General features: G+C 38.3%; 21 protein-coding genes and 4 pseudogenes. 8 read left to right on the top strand and 17 right to left on the bottom strand.

Annotated elements, in window-relative coordinates:
- Window positions 1-4: 4 nt before the first annotated feature.
- Window positions 5-445 (bottom strand): BREX-3 system P-loop-containing protein BrxF, encoded by a 441-nt coding sequence (gene brxF, locus BMMGA3_RS07045; protein ID WP_003349665.1) that lies wholly within the window; start codon window positions 443-445, stop codon window positions 5-7.
- Window positions 446-939: 494 nt separating this feature from the next.
- Window positions 940-3,648, bottom strand: a complete 2,709-nt coding sequence (gene acnA, locus BMMGA3_RS07040; RefSeq protein WP_003349664.1) for an aconitate hydratase AcnA — start codon at window positions 3,646-3,648, stop codon at window positions 940-942.
- Between the two features lie 328 nt (window positions 3,649-3,976).
- Between acnA and sspO the strand changes: the two genes are divergently transcribed.
- Window positions 3,977-4,126, top strand: a complete 150-nt coding sequence (gene sspO, locus BMMGA3_RS07035; RefSeq protein WP_034669659.1) for a small acid-soluble spore protein SspO — start codon at window positions 3,977-3,979, stop codon at window positions 4,124-4,126.
- 104 nt (window positions 4,127-4,230) lie between these two features.
- On the opposite strand, the gene BMMGA3_RS07030 is transcribed toward sspO, so the two are convergent.
- Window positions 4,231-4,494, bottom strand: coding sequence for a hypothetical protein (locus BMMGA3_RS07030; protein WP_003349661.1), 264 nt, complete (start codon window positions 4,492-4,494; stop codon window positions 4,231-4,233).
- A gap of 112 nt (window positions 4,495-4,606) precedes the next feature.
- Between BMMGA3_RS07030 and BMMGA3_RS07025 the strand changes: the two genes are divergently transcribed.
- Window positions 4,607-4,750, top strand: a complete 144-nt coding sequence (locus BMMGA3_RS07025; protein WP_003349659.1) for a small acid-soluble spore protein P — start codon at window positions 4,607-4,609, stop codon at window positions 4,748-4,750.
- Between the two features lie 95 nt (window positions 4,751-4,845).
- Here the strand turns inward: BMMGA3_RS07025 and selA are convergent, their stop codons facing one another.
- On the bottom strand, window positions 4,846-6,252 hold the full coding sequence (selA, locus tag BMMGA3_RS07020) for an L-seryl-tRNA(Sec) selenium transferase (protein ID WP_003349657.1): 1,407 nt from the start codon (window positions 6,250-6,252) through the stop codon (window positions 4,846-4,848).
- Window positions 6,253-6,362: 110 nt separating this feature from the next.
- Here selA and BMMGA3_RS07015 point away from each other — a divergent pair, with 110 nt between their 5' ends.
- A complete protein-coding gene (locus tag BMMGA3_RS07015; RefSeq protein ID WP_003349656.1) occupies window positions 6,363-6,758 on the top strand; it encodes an Hsp20/alpha crystallin family protein in 396 nt (131 codons plus the stop codon).
- 161 nt (window positions 6,759-6,919) lie between these two features.
- Here BMMGA3_RS07015 and BMMGA3_RS18605 read toward each other — a convergent pair whose 3' ends face one another.
- Complete coding sequence (locus BMMGA3_RS18605) at window positions 6,920-7,156, bottom strand: Rdx family protein (protein WP_349292664.1); 237 nt, start codon at window positions 7,154-7,156, stop codon at window positions 6,920-6,922.
- Window positions 7,157-7,321: 165 nt separating this feature from the next.
- Here BMMGA3_RS18605 and selD point away from each other — a divergent pair, with 165 nt between their 5' ends.
- Window positions 7,322-8,374, top strand: a complete 1,053-nt coding sequence (gene selD, locus BMMGA3_RS07010; RefSeq protein ID WP_081485713.1) for a selenide, water dikinase SelD — start codon at window positions 7,322-7,324, stop codon at window positions 8,372-8,374.
- A 37-nt stretch (window positions 8,375-8,411) separates the two neighbouring features.
- Here selD and BMMGA3_RS18285 read toward each other — a convergent pair whose 3' ends face one another.
- The 4 genes and pseudogenes from BMMGA3_RS18285 to BMMGA3_RS06995 all read right to left on the bottom strand — a co-directional run.
- Window positions 8,412-9,080 carry a Ger(x)C family spore germination C-terminal domain-containing protein gene (locus tag BMMGA3_RS18285; RefSeq protein WP_237712889.1) on the bottom strand — a complete coding sequence of 223 codons (669 nt, stop codon included), beginning with the start codon at window positions 9,078-9,080 and terminating at the stop codon, window positions 8,412-8,414.
- Window positions 9,019-9,477, bottom strand: a complete 459-nt coding sequence (locus BMMGA3_RS18280; protein ID WP_237712888.1) for a Ger(x)C family spore germination protein — start codon at window positions 9,475-9,477, stop codon at window positions 9,019-9,021. Before BMMGA3_RS18280 ends, BMMGA3_RS18285 begins: the two co-directional genes overlap by 62 nt.
- A complete protein-coding gene (locus BMMGA3_RS07000) occupies window positions 9,474-9,773 on the bottom strand; it encodes a hypothetical protein (protein WP_003349649.1) in 300 nt (99 codons plus the stop codon). Before BMMGA3_RS07000 ends, BMMGA3_RS18280 begins: the two co-directional genes overlap by 4 nt.
- A gap of 99 nt (window positions 9,774-9,872) precedes the next feature.
- Window positions 9,873-10,904, bottom strand: a pseudogene (locus BMMGA3_RS06995) (spore germination protein); the annotation flags it as partial.
- Between the two features lie 233 nt (window positions 10,905-11,137).
- Between BMMGA3_RS06995 and BMMGA3_RS18275 the strand changes: the two are divergent.
- From BMMGA3_RS18275 to BMMGA3_RS17825, 4 genes and pseudogenes are all read left to right on the top strand, one after another.
- Window positions 11,138-11,286: pseudogene (locus tag BMMGA3_RS18275) on the top strand (cobalamin/Fe(3+)-siderophore ABC transporter ATP-binding protein); the annotation flags it as partial.
- 93 nt (window positions 11,287-11,379) lie between these two features.
- A complete protein-coding gene (locus BMMGA3_RS18270) occupies window positions 11,380-11,529 on the top strand; it encodes a hypothetical protein (RefSeq protein ID WP_003349648.1) in 150 nt (49 codons plus the stop codon).
- A gap of 89 nt (window positions 11,530-11,618) precedes the next feature.
- Window positions 11,619-11,735, top strand: a complete 117-nt coding sequence (locus BMMGA3_RS18745; RefSeq protein WP_335340664.1) for a hypothetical protein — start codon at window positions 11,619-11,621, stop codon at window positions 11,733-11,735.
- A 479-nt stretch (window positions 11,736-12,214) separates the two neighbouring features.
- Window positions 12,215-12,382: a hypothetical protein gene (locus BMMGA3_RS17825; protein WP_003349647.1), complete on the top strand. Its 168-nt coding sequence runs from the start codon at window positions 12,215-12,217 to the stop codon at window positions 12,380-12,382.
- A gap of 87 nt (window positions 12,383-12,469) precedes the next feature.
- Here the strand turns inward: BMMGA3_RS17825 and BMMGA3_RS06985 are convergent, their stop codons facing one another.
- From BMMGA3_RS06985 to BMMGA3_RS18265, 8 genes and pseudogenes are all read right to left on the bottom strand, one after another.
- Window positions 12,470-13,051 carry a YitT family protein gene (locus BMMGA3_RS06985; RefSeq protein WP_003349646.1) on the bottom strand — a complete coding sequence of 194 codons (582 nt, stop codon included), beginning with the start codon at window positions 13,049-13,051 and terminating at the stop codon, window positions 12,470-12,472.
- A gap of 69 nt (window positions 13,052-13,120) precedes the next feature.
- A pseudogene (locus BMMGA3_RS17820) lies at window positions 13,121-13,237 on the bottom strand (DDE-type integrase/transposase/recombinase); the annotation flags it as partial.
- A gap of 60 nt (window positions 13,238-13,297) precedes the next feature.
- Window positions 13,298-14,143, bottom strand: coding sequence for a malonyl-ACP O-methyltransferase BioC (gene bioC / locus BMMGA3_RS06980; RefSeq protein ID WP_003349645.1), 846 nt, complete (start codon window positions 14,141-14,143; stop codon window positions 13,298-13,300).
- Complete coding sequence (locus tag BMMGA3_RS06975) at window positions 14,140-14,883, bottom strand: alpha/beta fold hydrolase (protein WP_003349644.1); 744 nt, start codon at window positions 14,881-14,883, stop codon at window positions 14,140-14,142. The genes bioC and BMMGA3_RS06975 overlap by 4 nt, the downstream gene beginning before the upstream one ends.
- Window positions 14,880-16,076, bottom strand: coding sequence for an 8-amino-7-oxononanoate synthase (bioF, locus tag BMMGA3_RS06970; RefSeq protein ID WP_003349643.1), 1,197 nt, complete (start codon window positions 16,074-16,076; stop codon window positions 14,880-14,882). Before bioF ends, BMMGA3_RS06975 begins: the two co-directional genes overlap by 4 nt.
- Window positions 16,077-16,661: 585 nt before the next feature.
- The gene (locus BMMGA3_RS06965; protein WP_003349642.1) at window positions 16,662-17,273 is read right to left on the bottom strand and encodes an NAD(P)-binding protein; all 612 of its coding nucleotides are present in this window, start codon (window positions 17,271-17,273) and stop codon (window positions 16,662-16,664) included.
- The gene (locus BMMGA3_RS06960; RefSeq protein WP_003349638.1) at window positions 17,254-18,015 is read right to left on the bottom strand and encodes a sirohydrochlorin chelatase; all 762 of its coding nucleotides are present in this window, start codon (window positions 18,013-18,015) and stop codon (window positions 17,254-17,256) included. Before BMMGA3_RS06960 ends, BMMGA3_RS06965 begins: the two co-directional genes overlap by 20 nt.
- Window positions 18,015-18,152: pseudogene (locus BMMGA3_RS18265) on the bottom strand (uroporphyrin-III C-methyltransferase); the annotation flags it as partial. The gene BMMGA3_RS06960 and the pseudogene BMMGA3_RS18265, both read right to left, overlap by 1 nt.
- Window positions 18,153-18,154: the final 2 nt, after the last annotated feature.

Genomic DNA, 18,154 nt, shown 5'->3' with positions numbered 1-18,154 from the left:
CCTTTTATACGATTACTATTTTTCCTTCGAGTTCACTGCATTTAAAATACTCCGGATGTTCAGGAGTAGCGTAAATTAAAGCTTTCCCATCAAATTCACCCGGCCATGATACAATTAATTTAAAGCGTTTACTTAAATGTTCTAGTAATCTAACAGGATGTTGTTGTAATTGTTTGTCAAATAGGATTTCAATATTTCCTAGCCAAAGTATAGAGTCATGATACTGGCTAAATGTTTCATTAAGCATATCGCCAACTTGTAAAGGATAATTCGATTTAGGAATGTTCTGCAATTTTTCACTTAAACGTAAATTGATGTTTATGTATGGAATATTTAAAGCACTTGAATATTGTTTCTCATGATTGACACTCCCACAAACATAAATTATTTTGTACCATCTAGTGTCGAAGAGTTGGAGTTCTGATTCAATTAAATGAATACTCATAGATAATACCCCTTGAATTGTAAAACTAGTATTTTGTACTTATGTTTACGTATCTATTTAAGTATAATGTAATATCCTGTATCTGAAAATAAGGAAGTATTTTGTAATGAGTTTGAATAAAATAAGGCCTATTGGTATGGTTCGAAATGTCTCAACGTAAACACCCTTTATTGAGCCAAGAAGGACTAACAATAAACTATACACAAAATAATAAGATACTACAACAAATAGAGGAGGCAAATCTACTGTTGAGGATTTCAAATGGTTTGAAATACAATTATCATTAATCGATTAATGCGAATACACAAATTTCATTACAAGTTCAATGAATTACGAATTCTAAAAAATACGTATAACCCCATTTTTTTCGTTTATCCACATGTAATGTTTTGGTGTCAAACTTGAGTTTAGATAGATGAGTCTAACAGAAACACAATGAGGCTGACTCAAAAGTGACGTTAGTCAACGACCTTTTGAGTCAGCCTCTTCTTAGATTACCCTTTAAGTTTTTCACGAAGAACCATTTGAAGGATGCCGCCGTGACGGTAGTAGTCAATTTCTACTTCAGAGTCAAAGCGGACAAGGACTTCAAATGTTTTTTTGTTGCCATTTTCATCAGTTGCAGTTACTTTTACAAGGTCGCGAGGTCTTACATTTTCATCGATATGAACGTCGATGACTTCTTTTCCTGTTAGGCCTAGTACGTCAGCGTTTTCGCCTTCCTTGAATTGTAATGGAAGAACGCCCATTAACACAAGGTTCGAACGGTGGATACGCTCAAAGCTTTCTGCGATAACAGTTTTAATGCCTAAAAGGTTTGTACCTTTCGCAGCCCAGTCACGGGATGAACCCATTCCATAATCTTTGCCGGCAAGAACGACAAGACCAGTGCCATCTTTTTTATAACGCATACAAGCATCATAAATGGTTGTCACTTCACCAGTTGGCCAGTATGTTGTATATCCGCCTTCTGTACCAGGAGCAATTTGGTTGCGGATACGGATATTCGCGAACGTACCGCGCATCATGACTTCATGGTTTCCGCGGCGTGAACCGTAAGAGTTAAAGTCGCGCGGCTCGACGCCTTTTTCACGCAAGTATTTTCCTGCAGGTGTATCTTTGCCAATTGCACCGGCTGGAGAAATATGGTCTGTTGTCACAGAGTCGCCGAATTTACCTACAACGCGCAAGCCTGTTAATGGCTTCACTTCATCAGGATCCGGCTTCAAGCCTTCAAAGAATGGAGGGTTTTGAATGTATGTTGAATTCTCATCCCAATTGTATAACGGCTCGTTGCTTGTTTGGATTTGGTTCCAGCGTTCGTTGTCATCGAAGACACGCTCATATTCTTTACGGAACAATTCAGGTGTTACTGTTTGCTTCACAATTTCGTTAATTTCAGCTGTTGTTGGCCAAATATCTTTAAAGAAGACGTCGTTTCCGTCTTTATCTTTTCCGATTGGATCGTTTAGAAGATCGATATCCACTGTACCTGCTAAAGCGTAAGCTACGACAAGCGGCGGTGAAGCCAGATAGTTTGCTTTTACAAGTGGATGGATCCGCCCTTCAAAGTTGCGGTTACCGGAAAGAACGGATGTAACAAGCAGATCGTTTTCGGCAATCGCTTTTTCAATTTCGTCTTTTAATGGACCGGAGTTGCCGATACATGTTGTACATCCATATCCGACAAGGTTAAAGCCGAGCTGCTCAAGATATGGAAGCAATCCTGAATCACGAAGATATCCTGTAACCACTTTTGACCCTGGAGCCAAAGATGTTTTCACATATTTCGGCACTTGAAGTCCGAGTTCAACCGCTTTTTTCGCGACCAATCCTGCGCCGACAAGAACATACGGGTTTGATGTGTTTGTACAGCTTGTGATCGCGGCGATGGCGACTGCACCGGTTTTCATTGTCGTAGTATCACCATTATTAAATTTCACGGTAACTTCTTTGTTAAGTTCAGATTGATCCAAACCAAAGCCCTGGTTGCCCACCGGTGCACTTAAAGCTTGACGGAAAGCTTTTTGCATTTCTGTAAGCGGGATCAAATCTTGCGGGCGTTTCGGACCGGAAAGATTTGCATGAATTTCTGAAAGATCAATTTCAACAACATCTGTGTAAACTGGCTCTACATTTGGATCGAAGAATAATCCATTTTCACGGCAATATGTTTCAACAACTTTGATGTGTTCTTCAGGACGGCCTGTTAAGCGCAAATAATCAAGAGATTCAGAATCAACAGGGAAGAATCCGCAAGTTGCTCCATATTCCGGAGCCATGTTTGCAACCGTTGCACGGTCAGCAAGCGGCAAGGTTGAAACCCCTGGTCCGAAGAACTCTACAAACTTGCCAACTACACCTTTCTTACGTAAAACTTGAGTTACTTTTAACGCAAGATCTGTAGCTGTTGCACCCTCCGGAAGTTTGCCGACAAGTTTCACGCCAACCACTTCTGGAACCGGGAAGTATGAAGGCTGCCCCAACATACCCGCTTCTGCTTCGATACCGCCAACACCCCATCCAAGAACTCCAAGACCATTAATCATGGTTGTATGGGAATCAGTACCAACCAGTGTATCTGGGAATGTTTCGTATTCTCCATCCGAAGTTTCGATCGCGTGAACAACGCTTGCAAGGTATTCAAGGTTTACTTGGTGAACGATACCAGTTGCAGGCGGTACAGCACGATAGTTATCAAATGCTTTTTGAGCCCAGCTTAAAAATTGATACCGTTCTGCATTGCGTTCAAATTCAAGATCCATGTTTGCTTCCAATGCATCTGGAGTTCCGAATTTGTCAACTTGTACAGAGTGGTCGATTACCAGGTCAACTGGCTTTTCAGGGTTAATTTTGTACGGATCCCCGCCCAAATCAGCCATTGCTTTCCGAAGCGAAGCAAGGTCAACAACTGCAGGAACTCCTGTAAAGTCTTGAAGAATAACACGTGAAGGCTTAAATGGAACATCAATTTCTTTTACTTCGCTAGTACCCCATTTTGCAAGATTTTCTACGTGTTCTTTTGTGATCACACGGCCATCAAGCTGGCGAAGAACTGATTCAAGTAAAACCTTAATTGAATATGGAAGTTTTGAAACTTTTCCTATACCTGCATATTCAAGTGCAGCTAAACGATAGAAATGAAAGCGTTTTCCATCGATTTCAAAAGTTGAACGAGCATTAAAAACATCATTTCTTACCAAAAGTAACTCCCCCTCTTTCGTATTCAACGTATACGAAATCACTGTAAATGTCGAAAAGTTTGAATTTATAACGTCTCCTCACTTTTCACACAATTCTATCTTAATACAACCATTATTTTAAGTAAATAACAAGAAAGTTATTGTTTATGATAAGAAATTCTTATAATAAAATCCATTTTTAAGTTCCGAGTGGTAAATAACCCTATATATAAAGGTATTTACTTTGTCCTGCAAAGATCGGATTGGATTAGTCGTTATGGTAGAAAAGTATTTTTCATGTATGTCTGGATGTCAAGTGGAAAAAATAAGCACCGATGAAGGTGATCATATGGTGCAAAGAAAAGCGAATCATATTCGTCCAGGAATGAACAATGCCGCAGGTCAAGGCAAAGGTGCAGGATACAATGAAGAATTTTCGAATGAACCGTTGACAGAAGCCCAAAAGCAAAACAACAAAAAACGTAAAAAAAACCAATAACTGATTGCTGGGCTCAGACCCTCATCGCAGGGTCTGTCCCGCTATGCTTTAAAGCGTTAAAAACCCAATGCCGATGTCAGGCATTGGGTTCAGTATATCGTTATTTAAGATTCCGTGTTATTAACATCATTTACTATATTCTGCAAATCCTGCTGGAATTTTTTTAACTGTGACCGCTGGTGCTCAGAGGCAACTTCAAGCGCATTTTCTATTTGCTGGAATGCTTCATTTACTTCCTGTTTCAAATGTTTCAATTGGTGTCCGTAGTTTGCACTATCTTGGACGATTTCATAGTAGAGTTCTTGTGCATCTTCTACCCCTTGTTGGGCTGCTTGAAAAGCTTGTTGTTTGTTTTTATGATAAGGCATGATTTTCACTCCTGTTGTAAAAACGTTGTACCGTTAAAGTGTGCAGTTCTTTGAAAAATATTCGGAATAAAAAAAGCCGTTTCTCCTATCCTAATTATGAGGAGGGTTGAATATGAATAAAAATAACGGCAAAGATATGAGAAAAAATGCTCCTAAAGGCGACCAGCCAAGCCAGCCTGCACCTTTAAGCGGTTCGCATAAAGTAAAAAACCGGAACCATACAGGACAAAAATCTAAATCACACCATGATATGTAGCTGAAAAAGTGGAAAAAGTTTATAATTTAGAAAATGATCAAATGAACAGCATAAAAAGGCTGTTGACTCAAAAGAGCCAACAGCCCTGCATTACCTTATATCTTCGCCAATGCGTTAAGGATAATCGTTTCTTCTTCTTCGGTGACCGTTCTTAAATCCAAATGAATTTCATCCTTCTGAATTCTTACAATGATAGGTGGAGAACTTTCCGTTCGAAGTTTTCTTGCGACCGATTCTGCTGAAAGCCGAGAATGTGTCAGCGTTATAACCTTTGTCGGCAGCTCTACATCCGGCATCGTCCCTCCCCCAACTTGACTCGTTCCATCCGAAATCTTTCCGGAAAAATCCTTCGATAAATCAGAAAGACGGTCAAGGAAGCTTTTCGACCTTTTTTCAAGAACATCAATCGGAACGAGCAAATCCCTAACTACAGGAATCTGTTTCAACTGGTCCTCACCCTTTAAATAATCCAACAGCGTTCCTTCCAGTGCAGCTAACGTCATTTTATCCACACGAACGACACGAGCCAGTTGATGTTTTTTCAACCGGTCGATCAATTCTTTTTTTCCGGCAATAATACCTGCTTGCGGGCCGCCGAGAAGCTTATCTCCGCTAAAAGAAACAAGATCTGCACCCTTTTTTAGTATTTTGCTGACGACGGGTTCTTCCCCGATTCCGTGTTTTTGAAAATCATAAAGCGCACCGCTTCCTAAATCTTCATAAAAGATAATACCGGGATATTGCTTTTTTAACGAGGCGAGTGCTTTTGTTTCCACCGAATTTGTAAAACCAATCACTTTAAAATTGCTAGTATGTACTTTTAAAATCATGGCAGTTTGTTCAGTAATTGCTTGTTCGTAATCATATAAATGAGTCTTATTGGTGGTCCCAACTTCAATCAGCCTTGCACCGCTTTCTTCCATTATAGATGATATTCTGAACGAACCGCCGATTTCCACAAGCTGGCCGCGGGAAACAATGACTTCTTTCTCTTTTGCAAGCGCCCTTAAAATTAAATAAACAGCAGCAGCATTGTTATTTACAACCATTGCTGCTTCGGCACCGGTGATTTTTTTGATTAACGATTCCGCATGGCTGAGCCGTGAACCTCTTTCTCCTTCTTCTATCTTGTACTCGAGATTGGAATAATTCATCGCGATTTCTAGAACATGCCTCGCTGCCTCGTCGCTTAATCTGGCTCTCCCGAGATTCGTATGTAAAATGGTTCCGGTAGCGTTGATCACTCGTGCTAATGTATAGCTATATTGTTTCTTAATCTTCTTTTCAAGAAATTCAAACACAGAATGATAAAATTCCGTAGTTCCTGGCAAATATCCCTCCCAAGTTTCATTTATTAGTTCTTCTCTAATCTCTTCCATAACTTCTTTTAAAAGTTTTGTTGTATGTATGAAATCAATCCCGTTCTCACTCATCAATTTGACAAAACGATCATCTCTTTGGAACTCATGAACGGGAGGTATTAAGCGCAGAAACTGTTTCAATTCAGTATCCCTCCACTACAAGATTAGCGGGTTCATTATACCATTTTCTCTATTTCTTTCACATAGCAGGTGAGAATGAATAAGATATTGAAAACAAGGGGGTTAAAAAAATGGCTGATAAGAATGTGCAGCCTTTCGATATAAAAGCAATGGAAAAATGGCTGGAAAACTTTTTTCTTGATCCATTAACAAGTTATATGGACGAGATAGCGTTTCGTGTAGATATATTTGAAACAGAAACAGAGATTATTGTTGAAGCACTTCTCCCCGGTTATGAGCGGTCCCATTTAAGCGTGTATGTGGAGGACAATGTGCTTACTATTTCTGCAAATCACAAACCCAATCAAGAGGCCTATAACCATCATACCCGTACCCGCAAAATGGAATTTCCTTGTTCAATCATTAACAAACAGATCCATGCGGTTTTTCAAAACGGAATTTTGGAAGTTATTTTGTCAAAAACAACACCCGGCACCGGAAAAAATCGAAAAATAGCGATTTCTTAAAAAAGGAAAAGACTAAATGTCTTTTCTATTTTTTTACATAAACTACTGTCCTCTCGTAACAAACCTATGTAAAAAATAGTTTAGGTAGTTTACATAATATATTTATTGTCCTATTCATAAAACAGACCTCTTTCCAACATGCAAAGAGGTCTTTAAATGGCTTATTCTTTCATTTTTTCAATGATTTCACTGGCATTTGGGAAAACTCCAGTGTCAAGTTTGGAATAAATTTTTTCACCGTTTACAAAGACTTCAAATGCTCCGCCTGAACTAGGAATTAACTCCATTTTTTCAATGTCAGAACGGAAATGGTTAAATAGTTCTTCCGCGAAACTCGCGGCTTTCGGTGCGTAATTTCATTTCATGCAAAACTCGACACTTACTTGATACTTTTTCATTATTGTTTCCTCCTAGCGTATGATCGTTTTTAAAATTTAGCGAATTTTTCGATATACGTATAATTTTATTTTATTACAGGCACGGTTCATGTGCAAATTAAAATGTATTTTCATTAAGTTTTCAAACGCGCGAAAAGGTATAATGATTTATGGAGGTGAAATAAGTTGAGTGAACATGAAAAAATCCGGTTGACCTCTCTTTCAACGAAAGCTGGCTGAGGCTGCAAAATAGGTCCTGAAGACCTGGCGCAAGTTTTGCGTCGTTTGCCAGTACAAGAACCGGTTCCTGAATTATTAGTCGGCCATGAAACATCAGATGATGCAGGTGTTTATCGTTTGACTGATTCAATTGCTTTAATACAGACAATTGATTATTTTACACCAATTGTCGATGATCCTTATATGTTTGGCCAAATCGCCGCTGCCAATGCACTCAGTGATGTATATGCAATGGGCGGAGAACCGAAAACGGTATTAAATTTAGTAGGTTATCCAATTAAAAAGCTCGGACCCGAAATGTTGTCGGAAATATTAAGAGGTGCTGCAGACAAGGTGAAAGAAGCGGGTGCGATCACAATTGGAGGCCACTCCATTGATGACCAGGAGCCAAAATTCGGATTGTCAGTCACAGGAATCGCCCACCCTGATCATATTTGGAAAAACGTTGGCGCTAAGCCGGGAGATGTTCTTGTCTTAACGAAACCAATCGGAGTCGGGATTATCACAACCGGAATCAAACGATCTGCCGTAACTGCGGAACAAGAAGAAAAAGTAACAAAATGGATGGCGATGCTGAACAAAGAAGCAGCAGCCATATTAAAATCGTATCATCCTCACTCCGTCACAGACGTAACAGGTTTCGGACTTCTCGGCCATGCAAGTGAAATGGCAAGGGGCAGCAATGTCAGCTTTGAGATTGCCCTTTCATCTGTGCCTGTTCTTAGCGGTGCATTTGAATTAGCTGAAAAAGGCATAGTTCCGGGCGGTTCAAAGTCGAACCATAAATGGCTGCAAAATGATGTTCAATATGAGGATATTTCTCCAGTAGAACAATTGGTGTTATGTGATGCCATCACATCAGGCGGCCTTCTCGTTTCGCTCGAAAAAGAAGAGGCTGAAAAATATGTTGTAGAACTTCATAAACATGGCATTCATTCCGCGATGATCATTGGACAAGTAACAGAAAGAAAAGACAAGCTGATTTATGTAAAAAGGTGAAATCGTTGCCGATTTCACCTTTTTCATTTTGAAGTTTTTATTCAATAACTCCTTCTTCGGCAAGAATGACTTTTGTATTTACATCGACTGTCAGGTTTTGATATTCATCTTCCCATTTTGAAAAATCGAAGTTTCTTGTCCTGCTTTTGATAAATGCGCCGAATCCGATTGGATCAATGTTTTTTTCTTGAAACCTTGAAATTAACTTTGTACATTGTTCTTTTATTTCTTTTTCCATTGTTTTTTCAATGTTATCTTTTATTTTCTCGGTTAATTGATTTCCGGTATAATCCGTTATTTCACCTTTTAATTTTATGTTTAGTTCGATTTTATATGGATTTCTTCCGATTAATTTCATCTTATGCTTTGATGAAATGATTTCTATCGAAGCTTTATTGCCGTTAACTGCAACATGAGTGGTACCTTCATTATATTGATCGGTCATTAATTTAAAGAAAAATAATTTATCAACGGAAAGCTCATCGACTACTTTGTCTTTTTTGAATAAGCAGAGTCCGTTAATTTCGACCTTTTTTTTATTACTTTTTTTTATAAGAGGCAAGTAGCCGTCTTTGCCTTTTTGATAATAATCCGATAAGAAAATCTTTAAATTGGATTCAGGCAAATCTTGGTGCCATGTTGTGTTAAAAAAGGCGGGACAGATAAACGGCATTTCCTCTGTTCCCGTATTCTCCTTCAAGAACATCTTTCGCATCCCCTTCCGTTACCCCTAAAATAAGTGTTCCCCCAATACTTGCATCTCTTTCATATGAATCAAGAAGATTTCTGATCCCTTTTTTGGCGAGCTCATTTCCAAAAAGGATTACTTCAAGGCTTCCTCGGACAATCGGGTCTGACACTTTCTTCTGTATCTCTTTACTTATTTCAAATGGTCCACGGGAATATGCAGAATATGTAACATTTTTAATCGTTTTATCGGGCAAAAATTCAGGCACTAGGAATGTCCCGCGCACTTCCTTCTCATTTACATAATCATAACCGCTTGCTAGTTTAAAACTGACATCATCAACAACTTCTTTATTAAGACAGCCTGATAAAAAAAGAATACAAAGCATAAAACAAGAAAAGTGCTTCATTCTCATTTGCCTTTCACCTTCTTTGCAATTAAGACGGACGTAAACAGAAGGGGAATATAAACATATGTAAACCAAAAACCCGCCTTGGAGATATATTCATCAAGTAGCTTAATTTCTTCTCTCGCCTGAAAAGTAACAGAGATGATTAAACAAAGGATTGCGATAAAGCATGCTGTTGTTTGAGATTGATTATTCGTTTTATTAACCTGCTTGAAATCCAAATCGCTAAACAAATATTCGGAAGAATAATCAAGAGACAACTTGAAAATCCCTATATATTCTAATCTTTCAACAAACGGCAATTCCGCAACTCTCCTATAAAGATTAGATAAAATGGGATATCTATGCTGAAAAAGCTATGCCGACAACCGTTTGGAAACCGCCAAATATAATATAAATTACTATTCGTCGATATCTTTTTTTACTACATTTGCTTTTTTCTTTCCGAAGCGGACAGGCTGCTCGGTTCTTAAATATTCCGGACGCATACGCTGTTTATCAAAAGGCAAGCGGATTAATGCGTCCTTCAAGTCCGCCAGTCTCGGAGGATACAGTGGTTCTAAAAATGGCCGTCCGAGAGAAGTATGTCTGATTAAATGGGTCAACAAAATACAAAAACAAAATACAATTCCAACCAGACCCCAGAGATCAGCAAATAACAAAAAAGGGAACCGCATCAGCCTGATTGAATTGCCCATTTTGTAAACCGGAGTAGTGAAAGAAGCAAGGGCAGAAAGGGCCACCATAATTAAAAGGATGTTACTTGTAAGCCCTGCTTCAACAGACGCAGTTCCAATAACGATTCCGCCCACGAGCCGATTGTCTGGCCGACTTTTGTCGGGAGCCGGGCTCCTGCTTCCCGCAGGAGTTCAATGACTAATTCCAATAACAGTGCTTCTAAAATTGGAGGGAGGGGGAACCACCCTTCTCGAGGTAACTAACGTATTTAATAGATCCTTTGGAATTAATTCATAGTGATATGTTAAGGTTGCTACATATATCGGTGTTACTAATATGGAAAAGCCAACTGAAAACAAGCGCAGCATTCGGAAAAAAGATGCAGAATGCCAAAGTATATTGTAATCTTTAAATGCACTGAAAAATTCAACAATCGTCGTTGGTGCAATTAATACATGCGGAGATCCGTCTACGACTACGGCAACTTTCCCTTCAGCAAGAATCGCTGCAATCCGATCCGGCCGTTCCGTATCAAGCATTTGCGGAAAGGGAGAATGCACGTTGTCCGCAATAAGCTGAACAATATAAGAACTGTCTGTAATCTGGTCATATTCTATTCCCTGAATTCGCTGTCTAACCGTATTTACGTTTTCCGGGTCTGTAATTCCATCGATATAAAGGATGGCAATTTTCGTTTTTGAAATGTTGCCGACGGAAACAGACTCTATCACAAGTTCTTTTGCAGGTACTCTTTTGGTCTGAAATTGGAATGATTTTTTTTATATCATCCACGTCAAAGAAAAGAGAGTGTTGTTTTTTTGATTGTAGTAAAAAGTTTTTTTATAGTCATAAGATTTTAGAAAGACCTTTTGCTCATCCTTTTTTTCCAAGTCTTATTTGTTGCGATTGTTTTTAAACCATTTTTTCATTTTTACTCACCATCTTTTCGGCATTACAAATATTGTTACCGATTTTGGAATCTTTATGAATAAAACGGCAAACAAATTCACATGGAGAAACCATTGTTATTAATGAACTTGACCTTGAAATCCCAATAGGTAAGATCACTGTTTTTATTGGTGAGGGAACGACAGCGGAAAACCAACACTGCGGCGTTCTATTGCCCAGCTTCTTAAACTTAGTCAGGCACTGTTTTCCTTGAAGGGGAGGCCGCTCCCTTATGAAGGGAGCTTTTTTTATTAAAACTTTAATGAAGAAGGAGGACATAAAATGAATCCAAAATTATTAGTACATAAAGAACGAGTGGCTATTAGTGGAGTTTCAACCATCAGTATTGCCCTGATACTGATCATTTGGACAGTGAGTACAAATTTAAAATGGGTTGATCCTATTTTTCTCCCTACTCCCCAATCTGTTTAGAAGACATTTTTAGAGTTAGTACAAGATGGATATAAGGGAGCTTTGGTGCATTTACTTTAGGAGCTTCAAAACAGAAAGTTTTTTTATACATAATTCTCCCCTCTTGCCTAACAGACATCATAACGGGTCTTCGCACAGCAATCAGGGTTACTTATGCTAAATTAGTTGCTGCGGAAATGGTGGCTGCTACCTCAGGTATTGGATAGATGGTATTGGATGCAAGTAAATACTTGAGAAGCGATATTGTTTTTGTGGGGATATAGGGGCGAAAGGCCGATATTCCATTTACAAAAAGATAACGCCACCCATCTTGGGTGGTTTCTGAAATTGGACTTGTAATTGTATTTCAGGAGTGAGTTTTTAATATGAAAACCTCATTTGAAATAAACTTTACTGCATAATTAGAAATTTTAATGGAAACATTAAATTTCGACAAATTATAAAAAAGCTTTTTACCCCCAAATTTTCTTAAAGAAGATCTTATTGGAAAATATACCAAATCAGGGAGACAGTCAGTGCTTTTATACCGTCCTGTGTTCAATGATTTCAGAGATGACGTCATTGTCAAAACCATGTTGACCGGGACAGCATTTCTGCCCCTAACTGATTTCATACATCAATGACAAAACACACAACGATTTATGAATATAAGTTCTCAATAAATAATAGGAGGCAGAAAATACAAATGAATGAAGAGAATATTAAAAAAATTTTAGAAGTCAATGTAGGAGCCAGACATAAGAAGGAATCGGGTGATTTAGACCGATATTTTTTGAATCCTATTATCCATAGGCAAATTCATGGAAACAAAGTATACGTCCCATTAAATCTTGATAGGATTTGGAACAGGTAATTGTTTGATTAAAATGCAATTTATTTTTGGATACATAAGGTGCTATTTTCATTACCAAATCCAATAAACGACCAAGTACACTACATTTCATCGTATATATACGATTGATTTAAATGATGTCAGGATGCCGGCCATGGCAGCCACACCAGCAACCGTTATAAGGGAATATAAGAGTATTTCTTCTCTAAGGATCCATAAACCAAACATAATAATAAAAGTATCAATCAGAAGTAGCAAAAAGCCTACATTAATAGAAGTCCATTTAGAAATCAAAAAAGCGAGGAGATCAATTCCACCGGGGCACGTATTATATCTGAGCATAATTCCGACCCCTATCCCAATAATGAGACCTCCTAAGATGGCACTAAGTATTGTTGGAAGATGAATGATTCCATTTAGAGGAAATAATAAATCAATCATAAGAGAGGTTGCCAACAATCCAAACAGGCTATTGTAAAAATAAGAGGGGTTATGCTTTAAGGCCACAAGGTAAATTGGCATATTAAGGCATACTATGGTAATTCCCAATTTAAATCCCCATAGATATTTCAATAACAGGCTAATTCCAAAGATTCCTCCGTTTATGAGATGAGAAGGGAGGAGAAACAAGTTAATCCCCACTCCTATAAAAGTACCTCCTATTCCAATCATTATTAGTTTTCTTATCATAACTTTCTCCCCTGCCCCTTTATTGTTTATATATATGGGAAACTTGTATATTCTATACACCTTATCCGTTGCAGCCTTATGATCTCTTGTTTTGCTTAATAAAAATCAATTGTATTTCCTTCTGACAACGGCACGATAATGATACATCCATTGACCTTTGACTTTCACATACATCTCATCGACTTTAATCACCAGTTTTATCCTTTAAGAATCCAAGGGCAATTGGGGGAAAGGAACCTCAGTTCCTCAAGTAGAATGGAGGCAGCTTTCTTTTTTTCTTTTAATATTTATGAATAAACAATGATATGTTGCTCTAACGCCCATTTCATCCCGATAATTTATTTCGTAAAAATTCATTAATTCTCGAAAAAAAGAAGGATGCTGGCACGAGCGTTCTTTATTACTGTTATTTGCCCCAATCTTTTTTATCGATGTAAAAAACTCGCGTACGGTCTGGAAATGCTCTAGCTCTAACTGCTCTGTTCCTGTTATTTCAAATGAAGATGTTGATGAAGAAGCTAGTTCCTGTTTACAAATTTGATACAGCTTTTCAAGAGAGTAAAATGATTGTCCTGGTGAACTGATGATTGGAAGCTGAAGCTTTTCTTTTGCATGCTCATAAGATGTATGAAGCTCTTGAAAGGTCTTGTTTCCAAACGTTGAAAATAAAAGCCTTCCATCTGGTTTTAATAAGGAACATAATCGATTAATCACTGTATCAAGATTATTCAACCATTGAAAGGTTGCATTTGACACAATAAAATCATAACTGCCGTCAATTGTCATTTCTTCAATATCACCGCATAAAAAAGTAATACACTCCTTATTATTCATTCGTTCTTGTGCCACTTCAATCATTCCGGGTGCCAAATCAACAGCAGTAATTCTTGCTTTCGGAAATGCTTCATTTAACAACTTTGTCAAAAAACCCGTTCCACAACCAATTTCAAGGATATCCATTTTTTGTTCACACATCATTTTAGGAAGGGAATCAAATAATTTCTTTGCCATCTTTTTTTGAACATTGGCATACTCATCATATGTTTTCGCTTGTTTACTAAACCGCATTCGCAAAAGCTGTTTATCAATCATGTATCCACTTCCTTTTGAACAAAATTTATAATAAGCTGTACGCATTTTTCTAATTTTGTAAAAAACGGGACATGGCCGGCATCCTCTAAAACATAAAAAGTTGATTTGTCTCCAAGCTTTGCACCAATGAAAGAAGATGCTTCGATCGGACAAATCACATCTTTTTTCCCATGTATCAATAAGCATGAAGTTTTAATCTGGCCAATCCTTACTCTCATATCTTTCTGCAATAAATAATCCAAACCTGTTATAAGAGAAAATATGTCATCTCCTTGAAACTTACGTTGAACAATCTCTGCAAATTGGCTAAAAAAGCCTGCTTCCTTTTCAGATTCCGAAAACATCGAATCATAAAAATCAGCAAGTGTTTTTTCCTTATTCCTCTGCAGCTTCTTTTTCATCCGTTCTACAATGCGCGGATGCCAGCCAAACGAATAATGTTCACAGCTTGTAAAACGACTCGTTCCAGCAATGAGTATAAGACCTTTTACACTATTGGGATATGTAATTGCAAATTCAAGTGCCGCAAGTGAACCTAATGACCAGCCAAGCAAAAAAACAGGCTCTTGAATAGAAATAATTGTCTCTTCCACCCTCTCTCTAAAATCATTTGGAGATTTCACACCTCTCCATTCCACAAATGAAAGCTGAAACACTTTAGATAGAGGGTCAATTAATGGTTGAAAAGCTGCCTGTTCCATTCCCCAACCTGGAAGCATCACAAGATGTGATGGTTTCATATAATTACCCCCATCTCTTTTCCAACAAGGGCTATTTTTTCAACTGCCCACTCAAGCTCTTGTTTCGTATGGGCTGCTGTTACAGTAAAACGAATTCTCGCTTCATTTTCAGGAACGGTTGGTGGCCTGACAGGAATAGCAGCAATCCCTTCTTTCTGCAGCCGATCGGCAACCTTTATAGTTATTTCGTTTTCTCCAATTACAATTGGTACAATATGCGACTGACTTCCATTAATGTTAAACCCAAAATCAGCAAGTGCTCCTCGAAAATACTCAGCATGCTTTTGGAGAAGTGTACGACGCTCTGCTTCGTATTGCACAATTTCAATCGCTGTTTCTGCAGCAGCAACTACTGCAGGAGGAAGTGCAGTTGAATAAATGAACCCGCGCATTCGGTTCGTTAAATAGTCAATAACCCACTTTTTCCCGACAACATAGGCGCCAAACGAACCGAGCGCTTTGCTGAATGTCCCCATTTGAATATCTACTTTATCCTCAAGTTTGAGATGATGGGCATAGCCTTCACCCTTTTCACCATATATTCCGCTTGCATGCGCTTCATCAATTATTAAAATCGCGTTATAATGCTCTTTTAATAGAACAAGACCTTCAAGATGAGCGAAATCACCGTCCATGCTGAAGATCGTATCCGTTACGATTAGCTTTCGTTGTTCTATCGGTGCTTTTTTTAGCAGCGCTTCTAAATGATTTAAATCATTATGTCGATAACGCTGGTGTTTTGCACGGCTTAGGACGGCACCATCAACAATACTTGCATGATTGAACTTATCGCTAAAAATATAATCATCCCGATGCACCAATGCAGAAATAATCCCTATATTTGCAGTATAGCCGCTGCCAAGGATAAGACCTGCTTCTGCTTTTTTCCAATTGACAAGAGCTGTTTCTGCCTTTTCGTAAAGGGGATGATTGCCAACAATTAAACGTGATGCTGTTGCACCTGCACCGTATGTATTCACCGCTTCAATCATCGCTTCTTTGAGCCGTTCATCCCCTGAAAGCCCTAAATAGTTATTAGAAGCAAGATTCAACATCTTACGTCCATTTATCAAAAGCCAAGGCTGATCGGCAGATTCTGTAGTAAAGAGATGGCGCTTTTGAGAAATATCCTCTAAATGGGCAAGTTCAGCTTTAATTTCTTCTCCCCAGTACAGATGCTTTCCCTTTTTCATAATGCTTCCCCCTTTTTTATAGCTCACATTCCTCAACTTGTGTTTATCCTAAGTATACACTTTTTGTTAACTTAATTTAGTATTTGGTTAATATATTAACCCCATATAACCACGTCTCTATTATTCTGTCAAGAAACAGGGTTCTAGTGAATAAATGGAACCCAATGATCTACTTAAAAAACCGAAAATAAACGAACAACTATTTAAAGGTCTAGATTTTATAGTTTCCTAAACAAAAAAAAGCTTATCGATTTTGTCGACAAGCTAAATAACTGAAGGATCCCTCAGTATCGAATGACTGATTTCTTTCGCTTTGTTTTTGGACTTCAATCCAGATTGAGTTTGACGCTAATAAACCACAAGGTGTACAAATTTCCTTTTCATTGTATAAACGGCGACATCGATCACAATAGTACTTTTTCATTCTTCGTCACCCTTCCCCTGCGAATCACTCTTTCTTCAGAGATTGTAACTTTAAAATACGAGCCTCTCAGTATATGTTGTCCCACTAAGTACACTTCGGGTTACCTATTGCGACTTACGTGTGGTACAAGTAATAGATACTTGGCATTGTTTTCAAACGATTCACACGTCCTGCAGACGGGTCATGAATTTGTTTCTTTCGATCTCGGAATTTTTATATTTTTCCTTTGCCAATTCGAATAACAGATTTGATTTCTCCGTCCGAGATATAGTGCTGTTCTTGATTTTCTTGCGGGCTTCCCACAAGAAATCTAGATAACCTTCATAGGATTCATCAAATTGATCAAGTAAATCATTTCTTATTTTTTTCGCAAGAGCCGGACTTGTCCCTCCGGTTGAAACACTTATGACAAGTCTTCCTCTTACTGCGGAAGCAGGTATGTGGAAATTCCCTATTTCTTGGTCGCTTACGATATTAACAAGCTGGTTTTCCGTTGTATTTTTATATATTTGTTCATTTATTTCTATTTCTTTCGAATTTGTAGCCGCAATAATCATAAAAGCATGTTCATAGTTAGCCTTTTCTGCTTCTTTTAAGAACACTTTTACCTTCTGTTCAATCCAGAGCTTGTTTATTTCATCGCATATTTCCGGACTAACGATATGAATGTTTGCTCCTGCTTTGAGTAATGGAACCACTTTTCGATAAGCAATTTTCCCGCCGCCAATGACCACACATAGTTTATTCGTCATATCAAGCATAATGGGGTACACGGTCGATGCCTCCCGAAAGTTCAGTAAAACGTTCCTTCAATATGTTTCCGATCAACGGGTGGTATCCAAGATAATTGCATAATATATATTCCTTTTGTCCTTCAGCGAAGCGGGCTTTAATGGTTTTTTTAATGGTATTCATCAAAATTCCTGTAAAGAGCAGATATGGGATGATAAATATTTTCCTATAGCTGCTCTGTTTTGCAGTAAAAAGAGCCTCTTCCAAACCAGGTTTTGCTGCTGTTAAATAACAAGTGTCTACCCTGCTTAATCCAACTTTCCTTTTTAGAAGCTGTGCAATTTGAGACAAGTCACGCTTTACGTCCGGGTCGCTGCTCCCTCTACCGATTAAGAGAACCATGGAATCTTCACTAAGCTCTTCCCTTGTTTCAAGGAGACGTTCAATCAAGATATCAATCATATGGTGGTGGACGCCAATTGGTCTCCCATATACCATTTCCACGTTCGGGAATCGTTTTCGGATTCGTTCAAGTTCGTTTGGTATATCTTCTTTTGCATGGACAGCAGTCAAGAGCAAAACAGGAAGAACAACAATTCTAGTGGCGCCTCTTTGGACGCACTTTTCATATGCTTCTTCGATCGTGGGAGCAGCCAATTCAAGAAAGCAATACTCTTGAATAGAAACAGGGTTTTGGGCCATGCATTTTTTTATAAATTCAATGGCCTGCTCACACGCTTTTTTCACCCTGCTTCCATGACAGATATAGAGAATAGCTTCCATTATACTCCCTCGCTTACAAGCAGTCTTTCATCGATATTCATCTGCTCGAACCAGCTGATTTTCTCACGCATCTTGACAACCTCTCCAATAATGATAAGAGTAGGATTTTCTATTTTTTCCTTTGCGGCGGTTTCTGCAG

The sequence above is a fragment of the Bacillus methanolicus MGA3 genome, assembly GCF_000724485.1.
GTDB classification, from domain to species: domain Bacteria; phylum Bacillota; class Bacilli; order Bacillales; family Cytobacillaceae; genus Bacillus_Z; species Bacillus_Z methanolicus_A.
Note: the sequence above shows the minus strand (reverse complement) of the source record. Positions and strands in the feature narration are given on the sequence as shown.

Coding starts and splice junctions, on each gene's coding strand:
- BMMGA3_RS07025 (WP_003349659.1), top strand. CDS start 4,607: ATGAATAAAAATAACGGCAAAGATATGAGAAAAAATGCTCCTAAAGGC.
- BMMGA3_RS06960 (WP_003349638.1), bottom strand. CDS start 18,015: ATGGAAGCTATTCTCTATATCTGTCATGGAAGCAGGGTGAAAAAAGCG.
- BMMGA3_RS18270 (WP_003349648.1), top strand. CDS start 11,380: ATGAATCCAAAATTATTAGTACATAAAGAACGAGTGGCTATTAGTGGA.
- sspO (WP_034669659.1), top strand. CDS start 3,977: ATGGTGCAAAGAAAAGCGAATCATATTCGTCCAGGAATGAACAATGCC.
- BMMGA3_RS18280 (WP_237712888.1), bottom strand. CDS start 9,477: ATGAGAATGAAGCACTTTTCTTGTTTTATGCTTTGTATTCTTTTTTTA.
- BMMGA3_RS17825 (WP_003349647.1), top strand. CDS start 12,215: ATGAATGAAGAGAATATTAAAAAAATTTTAGAAGTCAATGTAGGAGCC.
- bioF (WP_003349643.1), bottom strand. CDS start 16,076: ATGAAAAAGGGAAAGCATCTGTACTGGGGAGAAGAAATTAAAGCTGAA.
- BMMGA3_RS07015 (WP_003349656.1), top strand. CDS start 6,363: ATGGCTGATAAGAATGTGCAGCCTTTCGATATAAAAGCAATGGAAAAA.
- BMMGA3_RS07030 (WP_003349661.1), bottom strand. CDS start 4,494: ATGCCTTATCATAAAAACAAACAACAAGCTTTTCAAGCAGCCCAACAA.
- brxF (WP_003349665.1), bottom strand. CDS start 445: ATGAGTATTCATTTAATTGAATCAGAACTCCAACTCTTCGACACTAGA.
- BMMGA3_RS06975 (WP_003349644.1), bottom strand. CDS start 14,883: ATGAAACCATCACATCTTGTGATGCTTCCAGGTTGGGGAATGGAACAG.
- BMMGA3_RS06985 (WP_003349646.1), bottom strand. CDS start 13,051: ATGATAAGAAAACTAATAATGATTGGAATAGGAGGTACTTTTATAGGA.
- bioC (WP_003349645.1), bottom strand. CDS start 14,143: ATGATTGATAAACAGCTTTTGCGAATGCGGTTTAGTAAACAAGCGAAA.
- BMMGA3_RS18285 (WP_237712889.1), bottom strand. CDS start 9,080: ATGTTCTTGAAGGAGAATACGGGAACAGAGGAAATGCCGTTTATCTGT.